Here is a 12,303-nt window from a genome sequence, read left to right on the forward strand (position 1 = left end):
GGGGAGAAGGCAAGATGGCGCTTCGCCCCTCACGGCCCCGCCCGCCTGCGCCGCCGCTCATAGAGCATGACCAGCGTTTCGGCGGTCAGCGCCGGCTTCTTCTCACCTTCGATCTCGACGATGTTGGCCGCCTTCATCAGATACTGGCCGGGGCCCTTGTCCTCCATGGACAACAGCGTGATCCGCAGCCTGATGCGCGCGCGGGCCCTGACCGGCGCCAGGAACCGCACCTTGTCAAAACCATAATTGAAGACGGCTTGCGTGTTTTCCGGCACGATGCCCATGTCGAGCGCCAGCGCGCCGATGATCGACAGCGTCAGATAGCCATGCGCGATGGTGGCGCGGAACGGGCTCTGCCGCTTCGCCCGCTCTGGATCGACATGGATCCATTGGCGGTCGCCAGTGCATTCGGCGAACTGGTCGATGCGGCTCTGGTCGACCGTCGTCCAGTCCGACACGCCAAGCTCCTGCCCTGTCATCGTCCTGAGCTGTTCGTAGGTCGGCGGCGGCCTCAGCCGTATTTGCGTCATTCCTGCTTTCCCGATCGCTTGCCCTGCCTCCGGACCACGAACCGGCCGCCTCTGTCAATTCGCTCAGTGTGTTCCGCCGCGATATCCTCGGCCGGATCGCGCCAGTGCCGGTGTAGAGCTGGCAACAGGATTATCGAGCAAGAGGAACTTTGTCCGCCTCGGCGGGACCAACACCAAGGCTTTCGCCAGCCGGGATGACGACAGAAAAGTCCAGCGGCTTGGGAAACAGCCTACTTCTTGTCGTAGCCGCTGCGGATTTCCTCCATCGCCTCCTTGATGCGCTCGCGCAGGATCTCGACCGATTCGGTGCCGGATTTCCTGGCCAGCTCGGCCACCTCGCCGGCATTCTTCAATGCGGTTTCGAAGGATTTCCTGGCGAACGCCGTTTGCTTGGCCATCAGCTCCCGAGGATCGCCCGGCGCCCTGTAGTCCTGTGCCATGTCGGCGATCTCGTGCAGCGTGTCCTGCAGCATCTCGCGTTGTCTGGAGAGCAGCGACGACGCTCCGGCAGCACTTGCCCTGGCCGACTTTTCCAGTGCTTCGAGGTTCTTTCGATGATGGCTGAGGATCGCCTCGACATCGACGTTCGGCAGCTTCAGGTCGCGGCCGAACCTGTCGAACATGTCGATGAAGGTGTCGGATTCCGGTCGCTTTGCCATGGTGGTTTTCCTCTGTTGCTGCGAATTCGGCAGCTGAAGAGAAACAATAGAACAGCGGAGCTTCGCGGTCCATTCGGCCGCGCACACATCGCGCCTCAGCCGACGAGGAACAGCCGTTCCAAAGTGTGGAGCACGACGCCCGCCAGGCCGCCGATGATCATGCCGTTGAAGCGGATATATTGCAGGTCCCTGCCGATGTTCATTTCGATCAGCCTGGTCAGTTGCGCAAGGTCCCAGCGCTTGACCTGATCGGCGATGAATTTCGAGACGCCGCTCTTCTGGCTTTCGACGAACGACGACAGCGCAACGATAAACCCCTGGTTCATGTCGGCCCTGATCTGGGCGTCGCCGGCAAGATGGCGGCCGACCTCGACGAACATGCTGGCGAGATGGGCGCGAATCATCGAATTCGGCGCCTTGGCGTCCTGCTCGATGAACACACTGAGGCTTTCCCACATGTCGCCGGCCAGCGCCTTCAGCTCCGGCCGGGCGAGGAAATCGCGCTTCAGTTTCTCGGCGCGCTTGGCATATTGCTTGGACGTCCTCAGCCGCTCGACGAAGCTCAGGACAAAACGGTCGAATTCGGCGCGCATCGGGTGATCGGGATCGGCCCGCACCTCGTCGAGCAACGAACCGGCGGAGGCGACGATCTTCTTCAGCAGATAGGCGTCGGCGCGAAACAGGTTGAACAGCGACGGCAGTTCCTCGCGGATCTTCTCGCGCATCGTCGTCAGCGCCTGCTCGTCGCTCAGGAAACGGCCGACGACCTTGGTGAATTCGTCGAACAGCCTTTGGTGGCGGCGGTCGTCGGTCAGCGCCGACAGCAACTCGGCGGCGAGCGGCGCCAGCGGCACCTTTTCGATCTGCTCCAGAATGCGGCTGCTGACGAAGCCGCGCAGGCCGGATTGCTCGACGGCCGCCAGTGTCTGCGGCACCAGCCGGCCGACGAAATGCGACAGATCGGCGGCGCGGTTGGGGTCGGCCAGCCAGTCGGCGACGAGCGCGGAAAAATCGACCTCGGCAAGCTTTTCGCGCACCGGCTCGGGCGCCAGGAAATTGGCCTCGATGAAGCGGCCGAGATTGTCGGCGATGCGGTTCTGGTTCTCCGGGATGATCGCGGTGTGCGGGATCGGCAGGCCGAGCGGCCGTCTGAACAGCGCCACCACCGCATACCAGTCGGCCAGCCCGCCGATCGTCGCCGCCTCGGCGAAAGCAGCGACGAAACCCAGCCACGGATAGTGGCCCTCGAACGACTTGGCCACCGCAAAGATGAGCACGCAGAGGGCGAGCGCTGCGGTGGCGACGAATTTTGTGCGCCGAAGCGCCGAAAGTTTGGCCTCCGCGTCGGCATCGAAGCGGGCGGACGCCCAAGCCGGTGATGATTGTGACATGGATGAACTGCTCCTGGTCTATGTCGCGGAGTTAACTTAGTAATCCGCCCACCCGAATGCGCGCCATATCAGGGTCGTGGTTTGCACGACCGCCCACACAAAGCTGATAAAAATCTTCAACTATTATGCGGTGCTTGTCTGGAATTATTCCAAGGTATAGGCCATATTAGGGTTGAGCTACTGCTTCGTGAGGACACAATGCGGCTGACACGCCAGACCAACTACGCCATGCGCATCCTGATGTATTGCGCCGCGAATACCGACCGGCTGAGCCGCATCCCGGAGATTGCGGCGGCCTACTCGGTGTCTGAACTTTTTCTCTTCAAGATCCTGCAGCCTTTGGTCGAGCATGGTCTGGTCGAGACGGTGCGCGGCAGGAACGGCGGCGTCAGGCTCGGCCGCGCGGCCGAATCGATCACATTGTTCGACGTCGTGCGCGTGACCGAAGAGAGCTTCGCCATGGCTGAATGCTTCGAGAACGACGCTGCCGAATGTCCGCTGGTCGACAGTTGCGCACTGAATTCGTCGCTGCGCGAGGCGCTCAATGCCTTCTTCGCCGTGCTCGAGCGCTATACGATCGCCGACATGGTGGCAGCGCGCCCGAACGTGCGCCACCTGCTCGGCATCGACATGCTGGTGCAAAGGGCGCCGGCCGCCTGATCCGGGTCGAGCCATAGCCGAACAGCGCTTGCGCTGCCCCTCACCTGCCTGCCGGCATCCTCTCCCCGTATAGTGACGGGGAGAGGGAGGCTCCCGCCAATGATTTCGCCAATCGCCAGCGTTGCAAAAGGGCGCCGGCTTTGCGGCCAGCCCCTTCTCCCCGTCACTATACGGGGAGAAGTGCCCGGCAGGGCGATGAGGGGCAGCGCCGACCCCTGCAAGTTGGAACGCGTTGGTTGCAGCCCGGCTGACTATCAGACCGACCTAAGCCGCTGACTGCGGCAGCACGAACGGCATGTCTCCGGCCGGCAGCACGCCGACCCGCAGCCGGCAATCGAACACTTTTTCGATCAGATCGTCACTCAGCACGTCCTGCGGTGAGCCGGTGGCGGCAAGCCTGCCGCGGTGCATGACAAAGATCCTGTCGACATACATCGCCGTCAAGTTGAGGTCATGCAGGATCGCGACAACGCCGCCGCCCCGCCTGGCGAAATCTCGGGCGATGTTCATGATGATCAATTGGTGCTTGATGTCGAGGCTGGAAACCGGCTCGTCGAGGAAGAGATAGCGCGGTTTGCCGTCGAGGACCGGCGCCCAGACCTGGCAAAGCACACGGGCCAACTGCACGCGCTGCTGCTCGCCGCCCGAAAGCTCCTGGTAGAAACGGCCGGCAAAGCCGTCGAGATCGACGCGCGACAGCGCCCGTTCGGGCAGGCGCTCGTCCTCGCCGGGCAGCGCGCCCGAGCGCCCGCCGAGCAGGCCAAGCCTGACGATCTCGCGCACCGTGAAGGGAAACGACAGCGTCGTCGCCTGCGGCAGCACCGCGCGCAGCATGGCGGCCTCGACCGGCTTCATCACCGACAGGTCGCGACCGTTGATGGTGACCTCTCCCGAATAGGCAAGATCGCCGGACAGCGCCCTCAGGAAGGTCGTCTTGCCCGAACCGTTGGGACCGACGATGGCCGCGATCTCACCGGGCCGCATGTCAAAATCGACATTGGCGACGATGCCCTTGCCGCCGATCGCCACCGAGACATCCCGCGCTGCGATCATGCCCGCACTTCGCTCATGAAAAGCCCTCTCACAGGTCCCCCTCTTCACAGGTCCCCCGCTTCACAGGTCAACGACGCCACGCTTGCGCAGCAGGATCCAGAGGAAGAACGGGGCGCCGGCGATCGCGGTGACGATTCCGATCGGCAGTTCCGCCGGCGCCACGATGGTGCGGGCGACGGCATCGGCTAGCAGCAGCAGGCAAGCGCCAAGCAGGGCCGAGGCCGGCAGCAGATAACGATTGTCCGGGCCGATGGCCAGGCGCAGCAGATGCGGCACGACGATGCCGACAAAGCCGATGCCGCCGCTGACGGCGACAGACGCCCCGACCGCCGCCGAGACGCCGACGATGGCCGTGTATTTCAGCCGCTGAACCGGAATGCCGAGATGGCCGGCGGTGGCTTCGCCCAGCGCCAGCGCGTTGAGGCCGCGCGCCACGAACGGCATCGCCGCCAGCGCCAGCACGATCACAGGCCCAACGGAGCCGATTTTTTGCCAGGTCGCGCCGGCGAGCGAGCCGAGCTGCCAAAAAGTCAGGTCGCGCAACTGCCGGTCGTCGGCCATGAAGATCAGGATACCAGTCAGCGCCATGGCAAGGGCCGCCAGCGCGATGCCGGCGAGCAGCATGGTGGCGACCGAGGTTTGGCCGCGCCGGGTGGCCACCTGATAAAGCACCAATGTCGTCGCCAGCCCGCCGCAGAACGCCGCCAGCGGCAGAGCGAGTGTGCCCAGCATCGAAGTTATCGGCGCCAGCACTGTGGCGCCAAGCACGATGACGGACACCGCGCCGAGGCTCGCTCCGGCCGAAACGCCGATGAGACCGGGGTCTGCCAGCGGGTTGCGGAACAGCCCTTGCATCACCGCGCCGGAGACGGCCAGTGCTGCGCCGATCAGCACACCGAGCGTGACGCGCGGCAGGCGGATATCGTAGACGATCAGGCGGTCGCGCGCGCTCAGCGCCTCGTTGCCGGGTGCTGCACCCAACAGCCAGTCGCCGACGACGCTGACGGCCGAGGCATCGGATGCGCCTGAGGTCAGCGACAACAGGACGGCAACGGCAAGTCCGAGGAACAAAGCCAGGATGACGATGCGCGCGCGCCCAGAGCGGTCGCCGTCGGATGCTGTCGCCATAGTGCTCGAACCAGCGATCGATTGATCCACCATCGGGCGCCCGCTCAGTCCGCGGCCTGCCCGCCATAAAGCGAGGCGGCAAGGTCGTGGATGACGTCGGCGGTGCGCGGCCCGAAGCCGAGCAGATAACCGCCATCCATGCGGACCACCTTGCGCGCCGCGCCCGCCGGTGTCGACCGGATGGACGGGTGCGCGAACAATTCATCGTCCGATACGCCGGGGCCGGCATTGTTCATCATCAGGATCACGTCGGGCCTGGCGGTGATGACAGCCTCGTCGGACAGTTGCTTGTAGCCGGAATAGCCGTCGATCGCATTGACGCCGCCCGAAAGTCTGATGATGCCGTCGGCCGCGGTGTCGCCGCCGGAAGCGAGGATCTTGCCGCCCCGCATTGACAGAACGAACAGGACGCGCTTGCGGTCCTTGATCGCGGACGTCTGCTTTTCGGCGGCCTTCAGCTTGGCATCGATCTCGGCTGCCAGCGCATCGGCCTTGGCGTCTGCGCCAAGCGCCTTGCCGACGATACGGATCTTTTCGAGAATGCCTTCGTGGTCGTAGCGCTCGGGCACCTCGATGAACGGGATGCTCGTCTTCTTCAGCACGTCGACGGTTTCCTTCGGCCCGCTGCCGTGCAGCGCCAGGATGCCCGACGGATTGACCGACAGGACGCCTTCCGGCGACAGCTGGCGCATGTAGCCGACGTCAGGCAGCTTGAGCGCCGCTTCGGGATATCGGCTGGTCGAATCGCGAGCGACCAGCCGGTCCTGCTCGCCGAGCGCAAAGACGATCTCGGTGATCGAACCGCCAATGGCCGCTATCTTCGACGGGTCCGCAAAACCTCCGTGCCTTCGGCAGCGCGGGCCGGCAGCGCAAAGGCCACGCAAAGGCACATCGTGGCCCCAAGCGCCATTCTAAAAACACGCGCCCGTTCAAGCAAAGCAGCCATTGTCGTTGTCCTTAGGCTGCGGTCGGGCTTGGAATGCGCGGCAGGTTCTCTGCCAGAAACCGCCAGTCCTCGCGCTCGCTTTCGCCTTCGTGGCGCTTGCCGAAGAACTGGATGATCATCTTGCCGTCGGCGCCATAGGCCTCGAGAGACGTGACATGGCCATCCTTGGTCGGCTTGCGCACGGCCCAGACCTCTTGGATGTGGTCGGTCCGCAGATGCAGGTGGAAGGTCTCGTCCAAGACGTTGATCCACGGCCCCATCGGCTTGATCGACTTGATCGGGCCCGAATGGATCTGGATGCAGCCGCGATTGCCGACAAAGCACATGATCGGCATCTCGCCCTCGGCGGCATGATGGAACATGGCGCTGACGGCATCGTGGTCGAGCAGCCAGGCGTAATCCTGGCCAACCATTCGCAGCGCCTGGCGGCGGTCGAGCTTCAGCGTCTTCAGCATGCCGAAGAACTGATGCACGTCGGTCAGACGGCTCCAGCGGTCGCGCAGATCGTCGACGTCAGCGGAAGCGGCGGAAACCTCGGCCTCGCTTTCAGGCCCGCCTTCTGAAATCGACCCTTCCTCTGAAATCGCGACGCTCGACTCCTGGTTCGGCGATTCCAGCTCGGCCACCAGCTTCTGATAGGCATAGAGGTTCGACGCCGGCCGCAGATGCACCTTGTGCACCGCCTCGCCTGCCGCATCGAAGAACTGCAGGCTGCGCCTGATATCGCCGCCGTCGCGCTTTTCGACGGCAAAGCCGTGCGCCCAGGCTTTCGGGAAGATGCGCAGGTCGATGTTCTCGCCGAGCACCATGGCATTGTGGTTGCCGGTCACGACCTTGTCGTAGACGCCGATCTTCTCGTGCACGGCGCTTTCATTGCGCGTCAGCGCCATGACCTCGCCGACGGCCTCGAGGCCGGTCAAAAGATCATTGACGCGCGGCTCGACGCGGAGGACGCCGTCGCCGCAATGCGCGGCGACCAGCTCGGCCTCCGAAACGCCAAGCTGGGCGGCGAGATCGCGCTCGCGCGTCTTCGGATTGTCTGCCCGCGCCCGCCGGATCTCGTGCGGCGCGGGCCTTACGCGCTGGTCCATATTTTTATTACCTACTTGTTGAGGATGAGCTTGCCCTGGCGGGTGATTTTTAGCCGGTAGAGCGCTCCGTGATGCTCGATGCCGATCTCGTGCTCGCCCTGGAACAAGGCGTTGCTGGACAGGGTCCTCACCGTCAACGCAACCCGATCGAAACGAGCTGAATTGTCGTCGGAACGGCGGACGCGATCGCGAAAGTCATTGGGCCGAAAGTCTTTGGGATTGTGCGTGTTCATCTGGTTCGATCCCTTTCCTGGGCCGGGCCTGGTCGGCTGGCGCGGCGGTGCGTGAAATGCCGATTCATTTCTTGACTTGAATACTCATGTTTACTAGTCAGTGCAATACCGGACTAGATGAGTCAAGATTTAAGAAGCCGGACACGACGAAAAATGCCGGCGCGTCAAGCCGGCCAGCATCGAACCAGGATTTTTGGAGTTGGGGCATGGGGTTGGGGAATTGGGGACGGCTGGGTCTGGCGAATAGCAGCCCAGATCCGGGGCATAGAGGTCCGGCGCATCGATCGATGGCAACGGGCATGGCGGCATTGCTGGCGGGCGCTGCGGCGATCGCTTTGCTTACCCCGTCGGCCAATGCTCAACAGGCCGCCCAAACTGCAACAGATCGGCAGCAGGCCGAACAGGCGCAGGCGCCTGAACAGCCGGCCGCGGCAGGCGCAACGCTGCTCGACCAGATCCTGGTCGTCAGCCGCACCGGCGAGACGGCGATCGATTCCCTGGCTTCGGTCAGCCATGTCGATCAGGAGCAATTGCAACGCCGCATGGCGACGACGCCCAACGACATGCTGTTGGGTGTGCCGGGTGTAGCGGTCCAGGCCGACGCAAGGCGCGTCTCCTCCAGCATCAACATCCGTGGCTTGCAGGATTTCGGCCGCGTCGCGGTCATCGTCGACGGTGCGCGGCAGAATTTCCAGCGCTCCGACCACGGCCCGCAATCGACCTTCTATATCGACCCGGAACTCATCAAATCCGTCGACGTCATTCGCGGCCCGGTCGCCAACACCTACGGCTCGGGCACCATTGGCGGCGTCGTCCTGTTCGAGACCAAGGACGCGGACGACTATCTTCGCGACGGCGAGACATGGGCGGCGGCCGCGGCCGGGCGCTATGAGAGCAATGGCGAAGGCTGGACGACCAGCGCTGCCGGCGCCTACCGTTTCAACGAAAACTGGGATGTCCTCGGCAACATCGTCTATCGCGACTACGACGACTACAAGGATGGCGGCGGCGATACGGTCGACGGCACCGGCTTCGACGTTTTGAGCGGTCTGCTGAAGACAACCATCCGCCCCAACGAAAACAGCGAACTGAAGCTGGGCTGGAATGGCACGAGCGACGGCTGGAACGAGGTCAGCGGCGGCACGCTGGTGAATGACGTCGACCTGGAGGCGAATACCTTCACGGCGCGCTACAACATCACCGATGAAGACAAGAGCTGGCTCGATCTCCACGTCAACGCGTCCTACAACAAGACCAACATGGAGATGACGAGCCTGGTTCCGCAAAACCGCTTTGATCCAGTCACCGGTCTTCCCATCGTCCTGCCGGCGGGCTCGATGTCGACCTTCGATGTCGGCACTTCGGGCATCGACATCTGGAACACCTCGCGGTTCGAGACCGCCGGCATTGCGCACGAACTGACCTATGGCGGCGACTGGGTTGGCGACGACGTCGAGACCGGTGGCGCCGCGGGCGGCGCCAGTTTCTATACCCCTTCGGGCAACAGAAACGTTTCCGGCACCTACATCCAGGACAAGCTCACCTGGGACTGGCTCGAAATCATCGCCGGCCTGCGTTACGACAGCTACAAGCTCGAAAGCGATGTCGGCGAAACCTCCGGCGACCGGCTGTCGCCGCGCATCACCGTCGGCGTCTCGCCGTTCGAAACCGCCAGCCTTGCGGGACTGCAATTCTACGGCACCTATGCCGAGGGATATCGCTCCCCGTCGCTGTCGGAAACCCTCATCAGCGGCAACCATCCGGCAGGCGTCAGCTTTCCCTTCCTCCCCAATCCCGATCTGAAGCCTGAAACCGGCAAGACCGTCGAATTCGGTGTCAACTACAAGCACGACGACATCCTCGAAGCCGGCGACGCGTTTCGTTTCAAGGCGGCCTACTTCAACAACGAGGTCGACGACTACATCGAAGGCGTCACGCTATCGGCCTTCGATCCGACCAGCGGCTGCCCGTTCGGCCCCGGCATCCCGATCTGCTTCCAGTACCAGAACTTTGCAGAAGCCAGGATCCGCGGCTTTGAAATGGAAGGCGTCTATGACGCCGGCTGGGGTTTCGCCGGGCTTTCCGCATCGATCATCGATGGCCACACCATCTCCTACGACGGCGAGCGGGCAGACCTTGTCACCATCCCCTCTTCGCAGGTCACCGGGCAGCTCGGCTTCCGCTTTCTGGAGGACAAGCTGACCGTCGGCGGCGAGGTGCAGTATAATGGTAAGCCGAAGGGCAATCCGGTGGCCAGGGACTATACGCTAGTCAACGCCTTCGCCAGCTACCAGGCGACCGACAATCTCAAGGTCGACTTCCGTGCCGACAATTTGTTCGACGTCAAATACACCAACCCGTTGAATGCACCAGCCACTGTTGTAGTTTACGAGCCCGGCGTCACGCTCAAGCTGGCGGCGACAATGCGATTTGGAGGCTGACGACAATGACAAGCTTGACGGCATCGCTTCGCCTGCTGACCTCGGTGCTGGCCATGCCGCTTGCGATGGGTCCGGCGTGGGCGCAACAGTCTGCGCCGGCCCCTGCTCTCACGCTTGAGCTCAATGGCGCGCAGGCCTCCGAAAAGGGCTGCCGTCTGACGTTCGTGGTCAATAACACGCTCGGCGCCGACCTCTCGAAAGCGGCGTTCGAGATCGCGCTGTTCAACGAGGCCGGCGTCGTCGACCGGCTGACGGTGCTCGACTTCAAGGACCTGCCGGCGGGCAAGACCAAGGTGACGCGTTTCGATCTTGCCGGCGCCGACTGCGCCAAGGTCAGCCGCGTGCTGATCAACAGCTCGACCGAATGCGCCGGCACCGGCATCAAGCCGGACGCTTGCATGCGTGGACTGAAGACCGAGACCAAGACCGGTATCGCCTTCGGGGTCTGAGAAGGCAGCCCGCGCTGGCCGACCTGTTGCCGCTGGGGGCAAATGATGTTGATTTGACAAGTCCGCGCTGGTCGCGGCAGGTCTCGTCGCGAGCCATGCAGAAAATCATTCCCCTCCCCGACGCCGATGGCGAACTGGCGCTTGCGCCGACCGGAACGCTTGCGCCGGCCGCCCGACCGCCAGCCTTGAGCCCCAAATGGACGGCGGCGATCGTCGCCTCCTGCCTGTTTCATGCCGCGGTGGCGGCTGCTTTTCTCTTCGCACCTGCCGGCACGTTTGATGCCGGGGACGCAATCGAGGTGGAAGGCGCCGATCAAACCGGCGCCGACGTGGTCGGCAGCGCCTTGGATAGTCAGGGTGCGTTGAACGTCACCCTGGTGCCCGACCCGCGGCCAGCCAAGCCCGAGGTCAAGCCCAAGCCGCCTGCCGACCGGCCCACCGGGGACCGGCCCATTAGGGAAATGGCGGTGCAACCCCCCGCGCCCTTGCCGCAGATTGTCGAGCAACCCACTGCCACGCCAGACATGCTGATGGCCGAAACCCCACGGCTGGACGAGCAGAGCGTGGTTCCGAAGATCGAAACGCCGGCAGAGCCGGCTGCTCCGGCCGAAAGCACCGAGGCCGCTCCTGCCGATATCGGACAGCCGCCGATCCCGACGCCAAGGCCGAGCCCGACACCAGGTCCTGGCGGAGCCGACGAAACGAACGAGGCCCGCGGCGCGGCGGATGGCGAGGAACGCACCGCGGTGGCTTCCAGCAAGGGCAAGGAGCAGGCGGCGGCAGGCAATGCGATTGAATCCCGCTACAGCGGTGAAGTCCAGAAGAAGCTCGCCCGCGCCAACCGTCGTGTTTCGAAAGCGATACAGGCCAGCGCTCGCAACAATGCCAGGGTCGTTTTCGTTGTCATGGCCGACGGCAGCATCAGCGATATACAGCTTGCCGAAAGCTCAGGTTCTGCGGAGCTTGACCAATTCGCTTTAACACTGGTGCGCAAGCAGGCGCCGTTCCCTCCCATTCCAAGCGAAACCGGCAAGTCAAGTTGGGTGTTTAAAGCGCGGATCGGTCCATTTTAACAGCCTGGGCCTCATCGTTTCAGGCAATCCACCAAGCATCATAATTCGCAATCCCGGAAGGACGGCCAATGTACATCGCCATGAATCGCTTCAAGGTCCAGAATGGCTCGGAAGCCGCTTTCGAGGACATCTGGAAGAACCGTGATTCCAGCCTGTCCGAAATGAAAGGTTTCAAGGAATTTCATCTGCTGCGTGGTCCGGTCAACGAGGCCGAAGGTTACACGCTGTTCGCTTCGCACACGGTGTGGGCGAGCCATGAGGATTTCGTCGCCTGGACCAAATCCGAGAACTTCCGCGCCGCGCACCGCAACGCCGGCTCCACCAAGGTGCACTATCTCGGCCATCCGCAGTTCGAGGTCTTTTCGGTCGTCGAGGGCGCGTGAGTAGTCTCAGGCGACCCATGGTTCCCTTGGGCTTTTGCCGAACGATCGGCGCCTGACGGAATAGGGCGCCGTCGGCGAAGCTGCCAATCTCCCCCCTTGTGGGGGAGATGCCCGGCAGGGCAGAGGGGGCGCTGTCCCGCCGGCCTGCTGATCAAAGGCATGCCTGCTCCTACCATCACTCTTTTCGCAGAACTTGACGCGTACAACTGGATCAATTTCAGACCGCAACCTTCGGCGCATGGCGGGCAGAAAAAAGCAAAGCCGGC

General features: G+C 63.4%; 12 protein-coding genes and 1 pseudogene. 5 read left to right on the forward strand and 8 right to left on the reverse strand.

Annotation, left to right across the window (positions count from 1 at the left end):
- Positions 1-29: 29 nt before the first annotated feature.
- The 3 genes from AC0L2M_RS03445 to AC0L2M_RS03455 all read right to left on the reverse strand — a co-directional run bounded on the left by AC0L2M_RS03445 (position 30) and on the right by AC0L2M_RS03455 (position 2,580).
- On the reverse strand, positions 30-530 hold the full coding sequence (locus AC0L2M_RS03445) for a MaoC family dehydratase (RefSeq protein ID WP_473534041.1): 501 nt from the start codon (positions 528-530) through the stop codon (positions 30-32).
- Between the two features lie 230 nt (positions 531-760).
- A complete protein-coding gene (locus tag AC0L2M_RS03450; RefSeq protein ID WP_473534042.1) occupies positions 761-1,189 on the reverse strand; it encodes a phasin family protein in 429 nt (142 codons plus the stop codon).
- Between the two features lie 95 nt (positions 1,190-1,284).
- Positions 1,285-2,580 (reverse strand): DUF445 domain-containing protein, encoded by a 1,296-nt coding sequence (locus tag AC0L2M_RS03455; RefSeq protein WP_473534043.1) that lies wholly within the window; start codon positions 2,578-2,580, stop codon positions 1,285-1,287.
- A 198-nt stretch (positions 2,581-2,778) separates the two neighbouring features.
- On the opposite strand from AC0L2M_RS03455, the gene rirA reads away from it, so the two are divergent.
- Entirely contained in the window at positions 2,779-3,240 is a 462-nt protein-coding gene (gene rirA / locus AC0L2M_RS03460) for an iron-responsive transcriptional regulator RirA (RefSeq protein WP_023803595.1), read from the forward strand.
- A gap of 264 nt (positions 3,241-3,504) precedes the next feature.
- Here rirA and AC0L2M_RS03465 read toward each other — a convergent pair whose 3' ends face one another.
- From AC0L2M_RS03465 to hemP, 5 genes and pseudogenes are all read right to left on the reverse strand, one after another.
- The gene (locus AC0L2M_RS03465) at positions 3,505-4,293 is read right to left on the reverse strand and encodes a heme ABC transporter ATP-binding protein (protein WP_473534044.1); all 789 of its coding nucleotides are present in this window, start codon (positions 4,291-4,293) and stop codon (positions 3,505-3,507) included.
- A 60-nt stretch (positions 4,294-4,353) separates the two neighbouring features.
- A complete protein-coding gene (locus AC0L2M_RS03470; RefSeq protein WP_419693602.1) occupies positions 4,354-5,454 on the reverse strand; it encodes a FecCD family ABC transporter permease in 1,101 nt (366 codons plus the stop codon).
- An 11-nt stretch (positions 5,455-5,465) separates the two neighbouring features.
- A pseudogene (locus tag AC0L2M_RS03475) lies at positions 5,466-6,331 on the reverse strand (heme/hemin ABC transporter substrate-binding protein).
- Between the two features lie 47 nt (positions 6,332-6,378).
- Entirely contained in the window at positions 6,379-7,458 is a 1,080-nt protein-coding gene (locus AC0L2M_RS03480; protein ID WP_473534045.1) for a hemin-degrading factor, read from the reverse strand.
- A gap of 11 nt (positions 7,459-7,469) precedes the next feature.
- Positions 7,470-7,691 (reverse strand): hemin uptake protein HemP, encoded by a 222-nt coding sequence (gene hemP, locus AC0L2M_RS03485; protein ID WP_023803590.1) that lies wholly within the window; start codon positions 7,689-7,691, stop codon positions 7,470-7,472.
- 299 nt (positions 7,692-7,990) lie between these two features.
- Here hemP and AC0L2M_RS03490 point away from each other — a divergent pair, with 299 nt between their 5' ends.
- From AC0L2M_RS03490 to hmuQ, 4 genes are all read left to right on the forward strand, one after another.
- Entirely contained in the window at positions 7,991-10,132 is a 2,142-nt protein-coding gene (locus AC0L2M_RS03490; protein WP_473534046.1) for a TonB-dependent hemoglobin/transferrin/lactoferrin family receptor, read from the forward strand.
- A 5-nt stretch (positions 10,133-10,137) separates the two neighbouring features.
- Complete coding sequence (locus AC0L2M_RS03495) at positions 10,138-10,581, forward strand: hypothetical protein (RefSeq protein ID WP_236376692.1); 444 nt, start codon at positions 10,138-10,140, stop codon at positions 10,579-10,581.
- A complete protein-coding gene (locus AC0L2M_RS03500) occupies positions 10,497-11,654 on the forward strand; it encodes an energy transducer TonB family protein (RefSeq protein WP_473534047.1) in 1,158 nt (385 codons plus the stop codon). The genes AC0L2M_RS03495 and AC0L2M_RS03500 overlap by 85 nt, the downstream gene beginning before the upstream one ends.
- A gap of 68 nt (positions 11,655-11,722) precedes the next feature.
- Positions 11,723-12,037: a heme-degrading protein HmuQ gene (gene hmuQ, locus AC0L2M_RS03505; RefSeq protein WP_473534048.1), complete on the forward strand. Its 315-nt coding sequence runs from the start codon at positions 11,723-11,725 to the stop codon at positions 12,035-12,037.
- The last annotated feature ends 266 nt before the right edge of the window (positions 12,038-12,303 follow it).

It is taken from the genome of Mesorhizobium sp. WSM4806 (assembly GCF_055811635.1).